Annotated in this window: 17 protein-coding genes and 1 riboswitch; of the genes, 8 read left to right on the top strand and 9 right to left on the bottom strand. The window is 69.6% G+C overall.

Annotated features, from left to right (window positions below; all coding sequences use genetic code 11):
* Positions 1–26 precede the first annotated feature (26 nt).
* Positions 27–278 (top strand): DUF2530 domain-containing protein, encoded by a 252-nt coding sequence (locus BLV31_RS21515; RefSeq protein ID WP_006551670.1) that lies wholly within the window; start codon positions 27–29, stop codon positions 276–278.
* A 39-nt stretch (positions 279–317) separates the two neighbouring features.
* Here the strand turns inward: BLV31_RS21515 and BLV31_RS21520 are convergent, their stop codons facing one another.
* Genes BLV31_RS21520 through BLV31_RS21530 form a run of 3 tightly spaced genes read right to left on the bottom strand, consistent with a single transcriptional unit; the run spans position 318 to position 4532 of the window.
* Positions 318–857, bottom strand: a complete 540-nt coding sequence (locus tag BLV31_RS21520; RefSeq protein WP_064060220.1) for a phosphatase PAP2 family protein — start codon at positions 855–857, stop codon at positions 318–320.
* Complete coding sequence (locus tag BLV31_RS21525) at positions 854–3664, bottom strand: sacsin N-terminal ATP-binding-like domain-containing protein (RefSeq protein WP_064060221.1); 2811 nt, start codon at positions 3662–3664, stop codon at positions 854–856. The genes BLV31_RS21520 and BLV31_RS21525 overlap by 4 nt, the downstream gene beginning before the upstream one ends.
* A 1-nt stretch (position 3665) precedes the next feature.
* The gene (locus tag BLV31_RS21530) at positions 3666–4532 is read right to left on the bottom strand and encodes a DUF3027 domain-containing protein (RefSeq protein WP_139192987.1); all 867 of its coding nucleotides are present in this window, start codon (positions 4530–4532) and stop codon (positions 3666–3668) included.
* A 135-nt stretch (positions 4533–4667) separates the two neighbouring features.
* Between BLV31_RS21530 and BLV31_RS21535 the strand changes: the two genes are divergently transcribed.
* The 3 genes from BLV31_RS21535 (at position 4668) to BLV31_RS21545 (ending at position 7741) form a co-directional block, all read left to right on the top strand.
* Entirely contained in the window at positions 4668–5483 is an 816-nt protein-coding gene (locus BLV31_RS21535; RefSeq protein ID WP_006551674.1) for a glutaminyl-peptide cyclotransferase, read from the top strand.
* A 91-nt stretch (positions 5484–5574) separates the two neighbouring features.
* Entirely contained in the window at positions 5575–7251 is a 1677-nt protein-coding gene (locus tag BLV31_RS21540; RefSeq protein ID WP_064060222.1) for an MFS transporter, read from the top strand.
* Between the two features lies 1 nt (position 7252).
* Positions 7253–7741, top strand: coding sequence for a DUF2771 domain-containing protein (locus tag BLV31_RS21545; protein ID WP_006551676.1), 489 nt, complete (start codon positions 7253–7255; stop codon positions 7739–7741).
* A 68-nt stretch (positions 7742–7809) separates the two neighbouring features.
* Here BLV31_RS21545 and BLV31_RS21550 read toward each other — a convergent pair whose 3' ends face one another.
* Positions 7810–8217, bottom strand: a complete 408-nt coding sequence (locus BLV31_RS21550) for a cold-shock protein (protein ID WP_006551677.1) — start codon at positions 8215–8217, stop codon at positions 7810–7812.
* A 194-nt stretch (positions 8218–8411) separates the two neighbouring features.
* Between BLV31_RS21550 and BLV31_RS21555 the strand changes: the two genes are divergently transcribed.
* From BLV31_RS21555 to BLV31_RS21565, 3 genes are all read left to right on the top strand, one after another.
* Positions 8412–8654 carry a hypothetical protein gene (locus BLV31_RS21555; protein ID WP_024103084.1) on the top strand — a complete coding sequence of 81 codons (243 nt, stop codon included), beginning with the start codon at positions 8412–8414 and terminating at the stop codon, positions 8652–8654.
* On the top strand, positions 8651–9043 hold the full coding sequence (locus tag BLV31_RS21560; RefSeq protein WP_006551679.1) for a YccF domain-containing protein: 393 nt from the start codon (positions 8651–8653) through the stop codon (positions 9041–9043). Before BLV31_RS21555 ends, BLV31_RS21560 begins: the two co-directional genes overlap by 4 nt.
* A 321-nt stretch (positions 9044–9364) precedes the next feature.
* A riboswitch (cyclic di-AMP (ydaO/yuaA leader) is annotated at positions 9365–9505 on the top strand.
* Between the two features lie 10 nt (positions 9506–9515).
* Positions 9516–10097: a transglycosylase family protein gene (locus tag BLV31_RS21565; protein WP_006551680.1), complete on the top strand. Its 582-nt coding sequence runs from the start codon at positions 9516–9518 to the stop codon at positions 10095–10097.
* A gap of 159 nt (positions 10098–10256) precedes the next feature.
* Here the strand turns inward: BLV31_RS21565 and BLV31_RS21570 are convergent, their stop codons facing one another.
* The gene (locus BLV31_RS21570; protein ID WP_006551681.1) at positions 10257–10445 is read right to left on the bottom strand and encodes a hypothetical protein; all 189 of its coding nucleotides are present in this window, start codon (positions 10443–10445) and stop codon (positions 10257–10259) included.
* A 59-nt stretch (positions 10446–10504) separates the two neighbouring features.
* Here BLV31_RS21570 and BLV31_RS21575 point away from each other — a divergent pair, with 59 nt between their 5' ends.
* Positions 10505–12784, top strand: a complete 2280-nt coding sequence (locus tag BLV31_RS21575) for a helicase-associated domain-containing protein (protein WP_064060223.1) — start codon at positions 10505–10507, stop codon at positions 12782–12784.
* Between the two features lie 70 nt (positions 12785–12854).
* On the opposite strand, the gene BLV31_RS21580 is transcribed toward BLV31_RS21575, so the two are convergent.
* Genes BLV31_RS21580 through BLV31_RS21595 form a run of 4 tightly spaced genes read right to left on the bottom strand, consistent with a single transcriptional unit; the run spans position 12855 to position 16864 of the window.
* Positions 12855–14210 carry an LLM class flavin-dependent oxidoreductase gene (locus BLV31_RS21580; protein WP_064060224.1) on the bottom strand — a complete coding sequence of 452 codons (1356 nt, stop codon included), beginning with the start codon at positions 14208–14210 and terminating at the stop codon, positions 12855–12857.
* Between the two features lie 28 nt (positions 14211–14238).
* Complete coding sequence (locus BLV31_RS21585) at positions 14239–14964, bottom strand: ABC transporter ATP-binding protein (RefSeq protein WP_064060248.1); 726 nt, start codon at positions 14962–14964, stop codon at positions 14239–14241.
* The gene (locus tag BLV31_RS21590; RefSeq protein WP_064060225.1) at positions 14940–15803 is read right to left on the bottom strand and encodes an ABC transporter permease; all 864 of its coding nucleotides are present in this window, start codon (positions 15801–15803) and stop codon (positions 14940–14942) included. Before BLV31_RS21590 ends, BLV31_RS21585 begins: the two co-directional genes overlap by 25 nt.
* Entirely contained in the window at positions 15800–16864 is a 1065-nt protein-coding gene (locus tag BLV31_RS21595; protein ID WP_064060226.1) for an ABC transporter substrate-binding protein, read from the bottom strand. Before BLV31_RS21595 ends, BLV31_RS21590 begins: the two co-directional genes overlap by 4 nt.
* Positions 16865–17036 lie beyond the last annotated feature (172 nt).

The following is a 17036-nucleotide window of genomic DNA, read 5'->3' on the forward strand; positions in this document are numbered from 1 at the left end:
AGCGCGAAGGAACTAATCTGCAAACCGTGGAACCCGCCCAGCTCGTCGCAGCCCGCATCCGACGCCTCGCCGACCCTCGCCCCGCGCTTGCCGTGGGAACCGGTCTGTGGGTGGTGGCGACCGTCGTCGTGGCGGTGGTGGGCGGCGAACTCCGGGACGATGTGCTTCCGGTCTGCGTGGCGGGAATCGTGGTGGGGCTGCTGGGAACTGCGCTCTTCCTGTTGCAGCGTCGCGCCGCCCGACGCGGTGACCGGGGTGCCCAGGCGGGGCTGGACTGACCCTCACCCACGGCCGTCCGCGACAAGCCCACAGCGGTGTCAGCGACGGATCCGCACCCGAGTGATCAACCACACCCACAGCAGGGCCCATGTGATCCCGAAGATCCAGCCTGCGACGACATCGGTGAACCAGTGCGCCGCGAGGTAGACGCGAGAGAGCCCGATCACGAGGGTGTAACCGGCGAGCGCGATCGTCGCGGCGGTCCGGCGGCGATCGCCGCGCGGCCACGTGTGCACGACGACCGCGACGAGCACCGTGGCCAGAACTGCGCTGGTCATCGCGTGTCCGGACGGGAACGACTCGGTGCGCAGGGCCAGGAGCCGTTCGGGTTCCGGTGGCCGGACACGGCCGAACAGATTTTTGAGCAACACCATCAACGGCCAGCCCGTGAGGACCGCTCCGGCGACGAGGACGGCGTCGGACAGACGATCGGCCCGCACCAGCAGCAGCGTCGTCGCCGCGGCGATCAGGCTCGTCGCGACTCCCCCGCCCGTGTGGGTGAGTGCGGTCACCGCGGTGGTCAGCCACGGCTCGCGGAGCGACACCATCCAGTCGAGCACCGCGGCATCGAGCGTCACGGTTCAGTTCTCACGTCCGGAGCCGTGAGCGCGGTGAGTGCCGCGGCCAGGCCGATCGGTGTGCTGTGGACGGTGCCGGCCGCGTCGACCCACCACGGGACCTCGACCTCACCGGTCAGGGCTCCGGAGCAGCGGAGGACGAGTCGGTCGTGCAGCGCAAGTACGCCGCGCGGAAGCGGCACCCCGGCGACGATTCCGGCCAGGACCGCGGCCGGTTCGCGCTCCCACGTCGAACTCCTCCCCTGCTCGACGGGTTCGGCGTCGACCACCGCGGACGCCACGGCGATGTCGAGCACGTCCGCGAGCGCGTGGGCGGTTCCCCTGCCGCCGGTGACGAGGCGGTCGTGCGGGATCGCGGCCGCGAACCACGGACGGTCGGGTACGAGAGCGTCGGCTGCGTCGACGACGACACCCGACAGGCTGCGCACCCCGTCGGGCAGAGTGACCGACTCGGGATCGAGACCACCCGACGAGAACGCCGCGGCGAACGCGTCGTGCGCGGCGACGATCGCGGCCGGCCCCGGCGACCTGCTGTCGTCCGCGAGCCGGTCGAGCAGTGTCTGTGCCAGTTCGATGTCGTCGATCCGCGTTCCGGCGAGGGCGCTGCGGAAGGCCGATGCGTCGGGGTGGGTACAGGGATCGAGCAGACCTTCGAAGAGGGTGTCGTCGGCGAACCGGTAGTGGCCCAGAGGCCGGCCGTCGAGCGACGCGCGGGTGCGCAGATACCACGCCGTATATCCGGCGGGGTCGGCGATCGCTTCGGCCGTCGCGGGCTCGGCGGCCAGCAGGGTCAATGCCCGCGACCAGCGGCGATCGTCGACGAGATCGAGGTCGCGCACCGCGACGAGCACCTCGGGATCGTCGTCGAGCCGCTCCCACCACAGGTGTTCGTCGGGCAGATCGTGGTCGGGGCCGGTCGGCAGTTCCGCACGCAGGACCGTGAATCCCCAGCCCACACCGATCGCCCGCAGGGCGTCGGCCCCGTACCGGTCGACGACGGACGGGTCGACGGTGCCGAAGGGCGCGTCCTCGACGAGTACTTCTGCGAGCGGTGCACCGGGAAGCAGGAGTTCGTCGGCGGGGACGAGGTCGCCGTGGGTGTCGGGCAGCAGCAGTGCCCCGAGTTCGCGGGGCACGGCCGCGGGCGACACGAGCGGCACCAGTCGCAGCACGACGTCGGCGAGCTCACCGGCCGGGAGGTCGCCCTCCGGGTGGAGGTCGTCGGGATCGGTGTCCTCGACGGCCGCGACGAGCGCCGGGTCGGCGAGCAGGTCCTCGACCGTCACGGTGCCGGCTCCGAGCCGGGCGAGCAGCGGATGCGCGGCGTCGGGATGGACGAGACGCACCCAGGGCATGGACACCGGGCCGATATCCTGCAGTTGCGTTGCGAGAACGGCCGTACGCGGGCCGGTCACGGTCCGTCCGTCCGACAGCGGAACCGGCAGCGATGCGAGTTCCTCGGCCGCGACCGCGTCGACGACGAGCGGAGTGAGCGCCTCGTACAGGCGGTTCCACCACTTCGGATCGCGTTCGTGCCCGGAGAGCAGTTCGGCCAGTCGCGCGAGACCGAGCCGGTGCACGCCGACGGCGGACAGCGCGGACGCATGTCGCGGCCCGCACAACTCGGGGATCACGAGCCCCGGGACCACCTCGCCGAGGACGTCGGCGAGGTCGTCGGTGAGACCGGGAAGTGCGACGGCCCGGTCGGGCACCAGATCGGCGCTGCGGTCGGCGGCGGGAAGCCACGCGCCGGCGGCCAACTCGTCGAGGATCGCCTCGCGGATGCGTTCGTCGACCTCGCTGCGCGCGAAACCCGGCAGGGGCACGAGGTCGAGTCGCTGCTCGGCGGGCAGAGCCGCGACGAACCGCGCGTATCCGCGGGCGACGTTCTCGACGTGGGCTCCGGGAAGCACGCGCCTCCGGTCGGGTTGCATGGCGACGTCGGCGACGACGATCGCGGGAAGTGACAGCTCCTCGTCGGAGCGGGTGGGGGCACGCAGGACATCGCTGCGGACCGGGTCGACCCGCCCGTCGACGACGGGCACCAGCCATCGCGCCGACGCTCCGGTGAACTCCCACCAGGTGCGATCGCCGATCCGCACCTCCCACAGGCCGCTGTCGAGTTCGCGCCGGTGACGGGTGAATTCGTCGTCGGCGACGAGGACGGTGTGCAAGCCCGGGAGTTCGAGCAGGATGTCGTGGGCCTCGGATCGGAAGGCGTCGAGCAGTGCGACCGGGTCCACCCCGGGGCGCAGGGTCAGCACGACCTCGGTGTCGCTGCCGGTCGCCGGCGGGGCCTCCGTCGGCCACACGAGGCGCAGCGCCGGGACACCCGACTCCGGCTCGGGCAGGTTCCGCTCGGCCAGCACCGCGCGGGTGCGCTCGGCCGAGAAGTGGAGCGAACCGGTGCGCGAACGCACCTCGATGTCGTCGGAGACCGACAGCACCGCCGTGAAGCCGACACCGAACCGCCCTACGGTGGATCCGGCGCCGGTCTTGTTCGACGAGCGCAGTGCGGTCAGCGCGTGGACACCGCCCTCGTGGAGCGGCTCACCGATGTTCGCGACGTGGAGACGGCCGTCGGCGAACCAGACACGCAGCTCACCCGGTACATCGGCACGCGCGGCGGCGTCGGCGGCGTTCTGGGCGAGCTCGGTCAACACGCGGTCGCGGTAACCCGCGCGGACATGATCGGCCTCGGTCGCCGCGTCCTCGCGCAGACGGGTGGGCGACGACGACCAGGCCGCGAGGATCCCTTCGCGTAACGCCGCGGTCCCGAACGGATCCGCGGGGTCCGGCCGGGTCACGTCAGTCGGTCTGTTCCGACTCGGACGGGGACGGCTCGGACGACTCGGGGGCGAGCTCGTCCGTGAAATCGGTCGGCGTGGACTCGGTGCTCACGACCTCGGTGGTCGCGGACTCCGCAGGCGCCGAGCCGGCCGGTCCGACCTCGACGACCTCCACTGCCGAATCGTCGAACGCCTCGTAGATCGGCGAACCGGCGCCGGTGGGCAGGGTCGTGTCGGAATGCGCGCCGCATCCGTACTCGGCGTGCACGACGTGACCGTCGGCGGCGAACTCGTTGCCGCAGACGCCGAAGGCCGCACGCAGCGATCCGGCGAGCGGAAGATAGAAACCACACAGGCGGCACGAGGACGGAGCGGCCTTCGCCATCTCCGAGTCGGGACCGTATTCGCTGTCGAACCAGCGCTGCGCTGCCTCGAGGCGACCTTCCAGACTCATGACCTGCTTGCGGCCCAGCCCGATCTCGAGGGCGGTCTCATCGACCTCGGGGTCGCCGGACAGCATGTAGCCGGGAACCAGGCGCACGTCGTCGGGAGCGGGAGCCAGCAGGTCGCCGGGACCCAGATCGCCGGGACGGATCCGCTCGCTCCACGGCACCCACGCGGGGGCGACGAGCGCGTCGGGACCGGGCAGGAGCACGAGTTCGCTCACAGTCACCCGATCCGAATCCGGGGCGGCGGCCACGACGACGGCCCACTGCCAACCGCGGTAACCCGGCAGCTCCGAGGCGAAACGATGGGTGGCCGAGCACTCGTCCTCGGGCGTCACGCCCAGATAGGCGCCGACTCCACCGTCTCCGAGTTCGTCGAGTGCGGCCCGAGCGAGGTCGACGGCGTCGGCGAGCACGGAACGCACCGCCGGATCGACCACGGGGTTCGTTCCTCGGGAAGTGGAAGCAGAGGCAACACTCACGACCCCCATTCTGCCTGACCTGTCTGCTCCGGCGCCTGCGGGTCGCGGAAGGTCGTACAGGCACCGCTCACACGCGAGGTGCAGGATGGGCGCGTGCCCCGTCTTCTCCTCTCGGCCGCGGTCGCGACGGTCGTCTGCGTCACCACCGCCGGATGCGGCGACGATCTCGTCGCCGAACCCGGTCCACCCGCCACCGAACTCGGTGTGGAAGTCGTCGCCACGCACCCCCACGATCCGGAGGCGTTCACCCAGGGCCTCGAGATCGACGAGGGCGAACTGCTCGAAGGCACCGGCCGGGCCGGGCGCTCGTGGGTGTCGGCCCGAGAGGTCGACCTCGACGGCGGGACCGTCACCCTCGCCGAGACCGAGCGCACCCGCGAACCCGTCCTCGACGACCTCTTCGGTGAGGGCATCACCGTGGTCGGCGACGAGGTGTGGCAGCTGACCTGGAAGGACGGCACGGCCGTCCTCCGCGATCGCGACACCCTGCTCGAGAAGCGCCGGGTCGACTACGACGGCGAGGGCTGGGGGCTGTGCGCGCAACCCGGCCGTCTGGTGATGAGCGACGGCTCGGCCGAGCTGATCTTCCGCGACCCCGTCACCTTCGACGAACTCGGGCGCGTCACCGTGCACCGGGACGGACGTGCCGTGTCGAAGCTCAACGAACTCGAGTGCGCCGAGGACGGCAGGGTCTGGGCGAACGTGTGGCAGACGGACGAGATCGTGCTGATCGATCCGGCCTCGGGCCGTGTGGAGGCCCGGGTCGACGCGGCTCCGCTGCGTGATCGGCTGCCCGCGGGAGCCGATGTGGACGTCCTCAACGGCATCGCACGGATCCCCGGGACCGATCGGTTCCTGGTGACGGGCAAGTACTGGCCGACGCTGTTCGAAGTGCGTTTCGTGGAGTGATCCGGGTGGCATACCGATCGCGGCACGCGTCACTCGGGCCACGTGCCGCCCTTGTGTTACAGCCGCTATCGCGTGGGGAAGAATCGAAGACGTGACCGAACCGGACGAGCGACCCGCCCCCGAGGGAGCGGACGGCCGTGTCCCGGGTTCGCAGCATTCGGGGTACAGCAACTATCCGCCTCCGCGCCGCGTCTCGGGCCGTCGCACTCCCCTGCCGCCCCTGCATCCCGTCGACCATCCGCGCCGACCGCCGGGTGCGTCGGCGGCCGGTCGGGCGGAGTCCTCGTCCGAGACCGACTCACCGCGCGCTCCGCGCATGCCGCGGAAACTGACGGTGACGCGGGTCGCGGCCCTGCGCAGCCGCGAACTCACCTCGAAGGGCATCGCGACCTTCCGCCGAGCGGCCACGGCCGACGGCGCCGACAAGTCGGGCCTGACGGCGCTCACCTACGCGACGATGGCGAACTTCGCCTCCGACGCGGCCATCGCCGTCGCGCTCGCGAACACCCTGTTCTTCTCGGCGGCCACCGGTGAGGACAGGACGAAGGTCGCGCTGTATCTGCTCATCACGATCGCGCCGTTCGCGATCATCGCCCCGCTCATCGGGCCGCTGCTCGACAGGTTGCAGCACGGTCGTCGCGTCGCGCTGGCGACGTCCTTCGCGCTGCGCACGGTGCTCGCGGTAGTGCTGGTGTTCAACTTCGACAGCTGGCTGTTGTATCCGGCGGCGCTCGGCATGATGGTGCTGAGCAAATCGTTCGCGGTGCTCAAATCCGCGGTGACACCCAGAGTCCTGCCACCGGAGATCGATCTGGTGCGGGTGAACTCCCGGTTGACGGTCTTCGGCCTGGTCGGCGGCACGATCGGTGCCGGCGCGATCGCGGCGGCCGCGGCATGGGCATTCGGTTCGTCGGGCGCACTGTGGCTGTGCGCCGGGATTACCGCATTCGGCGCCTATCTGAGCATGCGTATCCCCGCCTGGGTCGAGGTCACCGAGGGTGAGGTGCCGGCGACGCTGTCGTACCACCGCTCCGACGCGCGCACCGAGGTGCTGAACGCCGACACCGTGACCGAGGTGATCGTCACCAAGTCCGGGAAACGGAAGCAGCCGCTGGGACGGGCGGTGGTGACCGGACTGTGGGGCAACGGCACGATCCGCATCCTCACCGGCTTCCTGACCTTGTTCATGGCGTTCGTCGCGAAGAACACCACCGGACAGGATCCGCTCATGCAGGCCGCGATGCTCGGTGGTGTCGGTGCCGCCGCCGCGGTCGGCAACTTCGCGGGCAACGCGACCGGAGCGCGACTCGCGCTCGGACGGCCCGCTCTCATCGTCGTGCGGTGCACCGCCGCGGTCGTCGTCGTGTCCGCCGTCGTCGCTGCGACCGGCAACGTCCTGGCCGCCGCGCTGGCGGCGCTCGTGGCGGCGTGCGCCAGTGCGCTGGCCAAGGTCTCGCTCGACGCATCGCTCCAGCAGGACCTTCCCGAGGAGTCCATCGCGTCCGGATTCGGCAGGTCCGAGACGGTTCTCCAGCTCAGCTGGGTGTTCGGCGGAGCGATGGGTGTGCTGTTGCCGACCGAACTGTGGCTCGGGTTCGCTGTGGTCTCGGTCGTGCTGGTTCTCGGATTCGCGCAGACGGTGCTGACATACCGTGGGGGGACATTGCTGCCGGGATTCGGCGGCCGTCGACCCGAACGCGTCTCCACCGAGACGGCTGCCGGGCGGAGGCGCGCCGGTGGATCCCCCACCGAAGATTGGAACAGTTGAGTTGCAGGCCCGGACGAAGAAGACTCTCGCGCTGCTGCTGGTGGCCCTGGTGGTCGTGGTAGCGGGAGTCGCCGCCACGGTGTGGAAACTGGTCGATTCGGCCGAGCCCACGCTCCCCACCATCACCGCGTACGCACGGGGAAAGACCGTGACGGTCGATCCCGCGCAGCACTGCAATCTCTATCTCGAGGACTGCGTGGAGAACCCGATCGGTCAGCTCGACGTGCCGGCCGGCTACCCGCTGCAGCTGTCGCTTCCGAACGAGATCGCCGATGCTCCGTGGCGCATCCTCACCGTCTACGGCGACACGCAGACCGGGCAGACCTACATCGACGGCGCGATGTTCGAGGCCGGTGCACGCCGCACCCTCACCGTGGAGAGCTCCCCGGAGCTGCAGTTGCTCGGAGTGGAGATCCAGCTGCCGTCGGCCGTCGTCGACGAGGCCGGTGAACCGATCGCGCACGCCGTGTGGGCCGTCAAGACGTTCTGAGTCCCGACCCCGCATACGACGACGGGCCGTCCTCGCACACGGCGAGGACGGCCCGTCGTGGTTCGTCCCTAGTGATCGAGCTCGCGCGCGATCGCCCGCATGACCTCGGAGATGCGCTGCCCGGTCTTGCGGTCGGGGTAACGCCCGCGCCGCAGATCGGGCTGGACCGCTGCTTCGAGCAGCTTGATCATGTCCTCGACCATGCCGTGCAGTTCGTCCGGCGCGCGGCGCTTCTGCTGGGCGGGAGCCTCGCGGCGACCCTGCCGCAACGTGGGCTGCTCGAGGAGCTCGACCTTCAGCGCCTGCGGACCCCGGCGGCCCACCGCCATACCGAACTCGACGCGCTGACCGGGCTTGAGCGCTTCCACTCCCTCCGGCAGTGCCGAGGCGCGGACGTAGACGTCCTCACCCTCGTCCTGGGACAGGAAGCCGAAGCCCTTCTCGACGTCGTACCACTTCACCTTGCCGGTCGGCACCGCGCTCACCTGCTCCTCGAAAGCTGTGCCCCACAGTGGGGCAACCCGTTTACCATGCAAAACAACGCGCCCCGGCTCGGTCGAGCGGGACGCGTAGACACCTGTCAGTGTACCCGCAGAGGTGGGTCCGCCCCCGAATCGTCTTCCCGCTCCCGGACGTCACCGTCCGTCCTTGCGGCGACTACCGTGGTCACGTGGGTACTTCATCTTCGGATTCGTCTGCAGCCCCGCGTAACGGCCTCCTGAAGGCCGCGATCGCCTGCTTCGTCGTCGGTGTGGTGGCGGTCGTCGCCATCTTCCTCATTCCGGCGGTCACCGACGGCACGCCCGGACTCGCGCTGTATCTGTTGACCCTCGCATGGCCGTTGGGTTTCGCCCTCGCCATCGCCTTCGCGCTGCGCTCGGGCCGGCGCGCTCGGAACGGAGACCGGACATGAGGATCCTGCTCAACATCATCTGGTTGATCTTCGGCGGGCTGTGGCTCGCGCTCGGCTACTTCGCGGCAGGTCTGATCTGCTGCATCCTCATCATCACCATCCCGTTCGGCATCGCGTCGTTCCGGATCGGTATCTACGCGCTCTGGCCGTTCGGCAAGACGACGGTCGACAAGCCGACGGCCGGCACCATGTCGCTGATCGGCAACGTCATCTGGATCCTGGTGGCCGGTATCTGGCTGGCCCTCGGCCACATCGCCACCGCGCTCGCCATGGCCGTCACGATCATCGGCATCCCGCTCGCCGTCGCCAACCTGAAGATGATCCCGATCTCCCTGATGCCCCTGGGGAAGGAGATCGTTCATGTGGATGCCCGTCCGAGTTACATGTGATCTTTCTCACATAACGAGCCGATAACGAGCAGGGCTCGAAACGAAATTTCGGGTACCCGGACCCCACTACCTGGGACTTCATTCCCTGGTCCGCGCCACACACGTCTGTCGCCACACGAATCGGCGCGTTATCAATTGGTGACACTTCGCCCTCGGAACCGTTACCGTCATGTCCGGTCGAACCGCCTGGCTCGACCGGTCCGGAACCGCCGCGCCAAATTCCTGTCCCGTGGTTCCGGAAGTCCCGACGAACGATCCACAGGGGACAGGAAACGGGGGACCCACCGGTCTCCCAGGAACCGATCGGCCCACAGCCGGACGGTGTCCAGGAGGCCCGGGCCGACGCAAGCGCGACGGTCCTCGGGGTGAAGCCGAAGGCGCTCCCAACGGAGCGACACGGCCGGGCGACCTCTTCAGCCCGAACCCGACAGCTGACCTCGTAGGTGCGTACGGAGAGGAACACGGAACCGACATGAGCGGACGCCATCGCAAGCCCACCAATACCGGTCGTACCGTCGCGAAGTTCGCGCTGACGGGCGCAGTCCTCGGCGTCACGGGTGTCGCGTTCAGCGGCACGGCCGCTGCCGCCCCCGACTCCGACTGGGACCGCCTCGCACAGTGCGAGTCCGGCGGCAACTGGGGAATCAACACCGGCAACGGCTACCACGGTGGCCTGCAGTTCTCGCCGAGCACCTGGAACGCCTACGGCGGCCAGGAATACGCCGCCTCGGCCAGCCAGGCCAGCCGCGAGCAGCAGATCGCCGTCGCCGAGCGTGTCCTCGCCGGTCAGGGCTGGGGCGCATGGCCCTCCTGCTCGTCGAGCCTCGGCCTGTCGAGCGCGCCCACGCAGCGCTCCGTCGACGCAGCGCCCGCCGAGACCCCTGCGCCGGCCATCCAGAACGCTGTCCCGCAGCTTCCGGAGACCCCCGCTGTCCCCGCCGAGGTCCAGGGCATCCTGGCCGGCTTCGAGCAGGGCGTCACCGCACTCCAGGACGCCGGTGTCGAGCTCGACCCGAACATCCTGGACGCCGTTCGCGCGGTGCTCCCGCAGTAACACCCCGAACATCCCGGAAGGGCCTCGCACCGTTCACGGTGCGAGGCCCTTCCGCATATGCGGACGACCTTCGTTCATCCCTCACGCACGACGACGCCCGGCCCCCACGAAGGGACCGGGCGCCGTACGGAAGAGTCTGTTCGGTGATCCGCGATCGGATCAGCGGTTGATCACCGTCTTCGGATGCGTGTAGGGCAGGTCCTCGACCGGCAACGGGAACACGGTGTCCTCACCGTACGGGGAGAGCGGACCGGAACGCGTGGACGACAGTTCGGTGACAGCGTGCTCACCGTCGGCCAGCTCGGGCCATCCGTGGTCGACGTAATGCTTTTTCGAAGAGGTAGCCATGCGCTCATTTTGGCAGGTGAGTTCGGGGCCTGCTACCGCAGGTCTCTAATCTGGAGGGGATGTCCCCGACCACGCCCGCTCCCGACACCGCCTCGGACTCCCTCGCCCGCTGGCTGGCAGGTCGACGCGACACGGATCTGGCCGCCACGCTGCGCGCCCGTCCGGATCTCGTAGTGCCGCCACCGGCGAGCATGAACGTGCTCGCGAGCCGGGCTCAGCAACGCGCCTCGGTGTTCCGTGCGGCCGACGAACTCGACACCGCCGCCTTCGGGATCATCGAGGTGCTGGCCCGTCTCGGAGCGGTGGACACCCCCGTCTCCCGCGCCGCCGTGCTCGACGAGGTCTCCGGCCGCATCAGCGCGAGGAATCTCGACCGGATCCTGTCCACCCTGCGCTCGCTGCTGCTCGTGTGGGGGTCCACCGACGAACTGCGTCTCGTCGCCGCCGCCGTGGACGCCGTTCCGTGGCGCGTCGGACGCACCGGCGACGTCACCGAACCGTCCCGGCAGGAGCTCGACGACCTCCTCGCGGCTCTTCCGCCCGAGCAGCGCAGCATCCTCGACACCCTGTCGCGTACGTCCCCGATCGGTCGGACCCGCGACGCCGCACCGGACACCCCCGCCGACCGGCCCGTGCAGAAACTGCTCGCCGCCGGACTGCTCTTCCGCATCGACGACGAGACCGTCGAACTCCCCCACCGGGTGGGCCAGGCACTGCGCGACGACGCTCCCTTCGATCCGGCGGCGCTCGCTCCCCCGCGCGCACCGAAACCCACCCGATCGACCGCCGACGTCAATGCGACCGCCGGCGGCGCCGCCCTCGAACTGCTGCGGCACTGCGAAGACGTTCTCGACACCCTCGGTGCGCAAGCCGCCCCCGTCCTCAAGGCCGGTGGGCTCGGTGTCCGCGAACTGCATCGCATCGGGAAGGCGGTCGGACTCGACGACGACGAGACGGCGCTCGTCGTCGAGGTCCTCGCGGGTGCCGGTCTGATCGCGCGGGGCCTCCCCGATCCGCCGACACCGGGGGACGACGATCACTGGGCACCGACCACCGCCACCGACGCGTGGCTCGCGTCCTCCCCCGCCTACCGCTGGGCCGTGCTCGCCGGTGCCTGGCTCGATCTGCCGCGCCGGCCCTGGCTGATCGGCCGGCGCGACCAGAACGACAAGCCGGTCGCCGCGCTGTCCGACGAGGTGAAGTCCCCTACTGCCGCCCGCGACCGACGGTTGCTGCTCGACGCCCTCTCCGACGTGCCGGCGGCGGGCACGGACGTCGCCGACCTGCGTACCGCTGCGGCGTGGCGTCGTCCTCGCTGGGCGAGTCGCTTCGACACGACGAGCGTCGTGGAGACCGTGCGCGAGGCGACGACACTCGGTCTCGTCGCGCACGGCATGCTCGCGTCGCCGGGCAAGGCGCTGCTGCACGGCGGCGACGCCGAGGCCGAGATGGCAGCGGTGCTCCCCGAACCCGTCGACTACGTGCTCGTCCAGGCCGACCTCACGGTCGTCGCCCCCGGACCGCTCGTCCCCGAACTCGGCGAGCGGATCGCGCTCGTCGCCGACGTCGAATCGGCCGGTGCCGCGACCGTCTACCGGATCGGCGAGAGCAGTATCCGGCGCGCGCTCGACGCCGGGCTCGGCGCGAGCGACCTGCACGGCCTGTTCGCGACGCATTCGCGCACCCCGGTGCCGCAGTCGCTCACCTACCTGATCGACGACGTCGCGCGTCGCCACGGACGCCTGCGGGCCGGTGTGGCGACGTCCTTCGTCCGCGCCGACGATCCGGCTCTGCTCACCGAGGTACTGTCCGCCCCGGTCGCCGCCACGCTCGCCCTGCGCGCGGTCGCCCCGACCGTCGCGATCTCGCAGGCGCCTCTTGCCGAGGTGCTCACCGAGCTGCGCGCCGCTGGTTTCGCTCCCGCCGGGGAGGACGCATCGGGAGCGATCGTGGATCTACGGCCCCGGGGTGCCCGCGTCGCGATGCCGCGTGCCCGGGCCCGCTATGCCGGGCCCACCGCGCCGAGCGACGAGCAGCTCGACACCCTCGTGCGCACGCTGCGCGCCGGCGACCGTGCGGAGTCCGCGACACCGACGGCCTCGGCACGTGGTGACGGCAGCCGGTCCGGCAGTGCGGCGACGCTCGCGCTGCTGCAGCTGGCCGTGCACGGCAAGCGCAGCGTCACCCTCGGCTACGTCGACGCTCAGGGTGTGGCGACGCGCCGCATCGTCGACCCGGTGTCGGTGGGCGGCGGGCAGGTGCAGGCCTTCGACCCGGCGACCGGCTCGGTGCGCAGCTTCGTCCTGCACCGCGTTACGTCGGTGGCGCTGGTCGACTGACGACGGACCCGGGTGCGGTTGATCGAGCATCGCCTGGAACCGCCCACCACCGGCCCTTGGGCGGAGAGGCTCAGCGCTGCGTCGCGAACCCCACGAACGCCCCGCCGACGGTGAACTGGTTCTCCGGCCGTGGGAGCCCGTAGTGCCCACGCAGGGTGGATTCGGTGTACTCGGTGCGGAACAGACCGCGCTCCTGCAGGATCGGCACCACACCGTCGACGAACTTCTCGAGCCCCGACGGCAGCACGGCGGGCATGATGTTGAAGCCGTCGGCCGCGCCGCTGTGGAACCAGTGCTCGATCGTGTCGGCCACCTGCTCGGCCGTGCCCGCGAAGGTTCGATGGCCGCGACCGCCGCCGAGTCGTTCGATGAGCTGCCGCACCGTGAGGTTCTCCCGTCGCGCGAGCTGCACGATGAGCGTGTACCGGCTCTTGGCTCCCTCGATCTCGTCCTCGGACGGCAGGTTCTCCGGCAGCGGCTCGTCGAGCGGAAGCTGCCCCGGCCGCAACCCGAACCGGTCGGCGAGCTGGTGGCGCGCGTACTCGGGCGAGATCAGCCGGGCCAGTTCGGCGTCGAGTTCGCGTGCCTCATTCTCCGTATCGCCGATGACGGGCACGATGCCCGGGAGGATCAGCACCTGCCGCGGGTCGCGGCCGACCTTGCCGACCCGATCCTTCACGTCGTCGTAGAACGCCTTGCCCTCCTCGAAGGTGGGCTGAGCAGTGAAGATCGCCTCGGCGTACAGCGCGGCGAAGTCCTTGCCGTTCTCCGACGAGCCCGCCTGCACGAGCAGCGGATAGCCCTGCGGCGACCGCGGCACGTTGAGCGGCCCGGCCACCGAGAAGAACTCTCCCTCGTGTTCGAAGGTGTGGACCTTCGCGGAGTCGGCGTGGATCGCCGCCTCCTTGTCGGCGACGATCGCGTCGTCCTCCCAGCTGTCCCACAGCTTGGTCGACACCTCGACGAACTCGGCGGCTCGCGCGTAGCGGCTCTTGTGCGCCGGCACGCCGTCGAGACCGAAATTGCGAGCGGCGTCGTCACCGGCGGTAGTGACGATGTTCCAGCCGGCCCGTCCCCCGCTGACGAAATCCAGCGATGCGAATCGACGCGCGAGGTTGTAGGGCTCGTTGTAGGTCGTCGACGCGGTCCCGATGAGACCGATCCGCTCGGTGGCCGTCGCGATCGCGGTGAGGATGATCGTGGGTTCGAGCTTGCCGCTCGGACGCCGTTCGGGATTCGCGAACAGCACGGGGCTGTCGGCGAGGAACACCGAATCGAACCTGCCACGCTCGGCGGTGCGGGTGAGCGAGATGTAGTGCTGGATGTCGAGATTCGCGTTCGGGTCGCTCTCCGGCAGACGCCAGGCCGCTTCGTGATGGCCGACGGGCATGAGGAAGGCGTTGAGGTGCAATCGACGATCGGTCATGTCTTCTCCTGTCGTGAAAGGTCTCTCGTCACAGTTGCGTGATGACACCGAGGGCGGTGAGGAGGTCTTCACGGATGTCCCGGAAACCGGGATCCGTGATGGAACGGGGCTTGTCGAGATCCACGTGGCATTCGACGGCGAGGCGCCCTTCGTCCAGCACGACGATCCGGTCGGCGAGCACTATCGCCTCGTCGACGTCGTGAGTCACGAGCAGCACGGTGGGACGGTGCGCGCGGACGAGGTCGTCGAGCAGTCCGTGCATCCTGATGCGGGTCAGGGCGTCGAGCGCGCCGAACGGCTCGTCGGCGAGCAGCAACTGCGGCTCCCGCACCAGGGCCCGGGCCAGCGCGACACGCTGTTGCTCCCCGCCCGAGAGTTCGAGCGGCCAGGCGTCCTCGCGCCCGGCCAGGCCGACCTCGACCAGCATCTCGGATCCCCGGCTCCTGCCCTGCCTGTCGAGCCCGAGCGTGACGTTGTCGAGCACGCGCAGCCAGGGCAGCAGGCGGGAGTCCTGGAAGGCGACGGAGACCTTCTCCGGTACCGCGAGGGCGCCGCCCCGGATCTCCACGTCGTAGTCGAGGCCGGCGAGCGCACGCAGCAGGGTGGACTTCCCGGATCCGCTCCTGCCGAGCAGGGCGACGAACTGTCCGTCGGGGATCTCGAGGTCGAGCCCGTCGAGCACGTTCCGGTCGCCGAAGCCGCGGATCAGGCCGCGGATGCGTACAGCGCTCATCCGCCCAGCGTCTTCCGCCAGGCGAGCGCCCGACGCTCGACCAACCGGAGACCGGCGTCGGATGCCAGACCGAAGATGCCGTAGACGAGCAATCCGACGAGGATGACGTCCGGCTGACCGTAGTTCTGGGCGTTGAACATCATCTTGCCCAGGCCGCTCACGGCGTTGATGCTCTCGACCACGATCAGGGTGAGCCACGCACCGGTCACCGCCAGGCGCAGACCGAGGAAGAATCCGGGCAGCGCTCCTCGCAGCACCACCTTCCACACGAACTGTGCGCGAGTGAGAGCGAGGACCTCGGCGAGTTCGACGTAGCGCTGTTCGAGGGCCGTGAGAGCGTTGTGCGTCTGGATGTAGATGGTCACGACCGTCCCGAGTGCGATCACCGTGATCTTGAAGGTCTCGCCGATGCCGAGCCACAGGATCAGCAGCGGGATGAGACCCAGCGTCGGGATCGCACGCTTGAACTGCACAGGGCCGTCGATCAGTGCTTCACCGGTGCGCGTCAGGCCGGATGCGAGCGCGAGCGCGGTGCCGATGACACATCCGATCACGAAGCCCAGCACGGCACGGCTCAACGATGCCAGGATGTGTTGTTGCAGAGTTCCTTCCGCGACGAGTTCGACCGCGCTGGTCACCACCGTCCAGGGAGCGGAGAGCTTGCGGTCGTCGATCCATCCGGCACCCGACCCGATCGCCCACACGACGAGCAGCAGAACCACGCCGGTCATGCGCGAGAACGGGACGGCCTTGCGGAGACCGAGCCGCCGGAGCGGCCTGATCCCCTCCGTCGGTGGCTGATCGGCGGGGTCCAGTGGGCGGGCGCCGACCTCCACCGGCCGTGTCAGTGTGCTGGTCACGAATCCGACCCCTTCCGGTACTCCTGCGGAACCGACTCCGCGGCAATCGTTTCGAATCTGCGATCGAAGATCTGCTCGACGTCGAACTCGTCGAACCATCCGGCCTCATCGAGCAGTTCCGAGGTCTCCTGCGTCCATTCGATCGCGGAGTCCCAGTCGGTGGGATATGCCGGTTTCTGGCCGACGGTTTCGACGATCCGCCTGCCGTCCTCGTACGACACCCCCTCGCTCTCGACGTAGTACTTCCGAATCCACTCGTCCCGGTTCTCCCACGCCCAGACGTCACCCTGTGCCCACAACGGGATGAATTCCTTGATCGCCGCGACCTTCGCAGGATCCTCGAGCACGGACACCGGAGCCCACAGAACACTCAACGCGTCGACCTCGGGCGTGAACACCCCTCGCGCGCCCTCGGTTTCGTACTGGTTCAGGTACTTCGTGAGGGTAGGTTCCGCCAGCGGTGCGACGTCGACCTGCTTCGCCTGGAGCGCCGTGAGGAACTGCGTGCTCGGTAGTTCGACGAATTCCACCTCGTCGAGACCGATTCCGGCCGACTTCAGCATCCGGAACACGACGACACCCTGGGCCTGCCCCGGCGACAACGCGATCTTCCTGCCGCGCAGGTCGTCCAACGAATCGATGTCTGTACCGGGTGCCGTCGCGAGCGAGTACTGCGGCGAATCCTTCTCGCGTACGGCGACGATCCTGGCGTCGAGCCCGGTGGCACGTGCCTGGATGGGAGGAATCGCCGCATTGACCGCGAGGTCGACGGCGTCGCCGCGGAACGCCTGGATGACGTCGGGACCGGCCGAGACGTCGGGCCAGTCCGACACCGTGAACGGCAACTCGTCGATACGACCGGTCGCTTCGAGCTGGATACGGGTGGGCTTGACGGCAATGCTCAACGACGTCCCCGGTGGAATCTCCTCGGGAGTTTCGGCGTCGGCGGACAATCCCCCGGTCGAACCGCCGGCGCACCCGGTGAGCACGACGCTCAGTGCGGCCGCGACGACGATCGGAGCGCGCGATCTTCGAGAGCGCACGAGTGAGGACACGATCATGAGAACTCCTTGCGAAGGTGAGGGGCGCGACATCGCGCGAATACGCCGACGTGCGCCACCGGAAGACGAGCGGGAACCCGAGCGCGGGCCCGACCGCGAGGACAGCAGCCCCGGAAACCGCAGTCCCGAAATCAGCGGTCACGGTACGGAGAACAGCGACAGTGCGGACAGC

The sequence above is a fragment of the Rhodococcus pyridinivorans genome (genome assembly GCF_900105195.1).
In the GTDB taxonomy this organism is placed as follows: Bacteria; Actinomycetota; Actinomycetes; order Mycobacteriales; family Mycobacteriaceae; genus Rhodococcus; species Rhodococcus pyridinivorans.

Bases quoted from the DNA above. Each gene is read 5' to 3' on its own strand.
- BLV31_RS21560 (WP_006551679.1), top strand. From the start codon at position 8,651: ATGAGGATCCTGCTCAACATCATCTGGTTGATCTTCGGCGGGCTGTGG.
- BLV31_RS21565 (WP_006551680.1), top strand. From the start codon at position 9,516: ATGAGCGGACGCCATCGCAAGCCCACCAATACCGGTCGTACCGTCGCG.
- BLV31_RS21570 (WP_006551681.1), bottom strand. From the start codon at position 10,445: ATGGCTACCTCTTCGAAAAAGCATTACGTCGACCACGGATGGCCCGAG.
- BLV31_RS21575 (WP_064060223.1), top strand. From the start codon at position 10,505: ATGTCCCCGACCACGCCCGCTCCCGACACCGCCTCGGACTCCCTCGCC.
- BLV31_RS21580 (WP_064060224.1), bottom strand. From the start codon at position 14,210: ATGACCGATCGTCGATTGCACCTCAACGCCTTCCTCATGCCCGTCGGC.
- BLV31_RS21595 (WP_064060226.1), bottom strand. From the start codon at position 16,864: ATGATCGTGTCCTCACTCGTGCGCTCTCGAAGATCGCGCGCTCCGATC.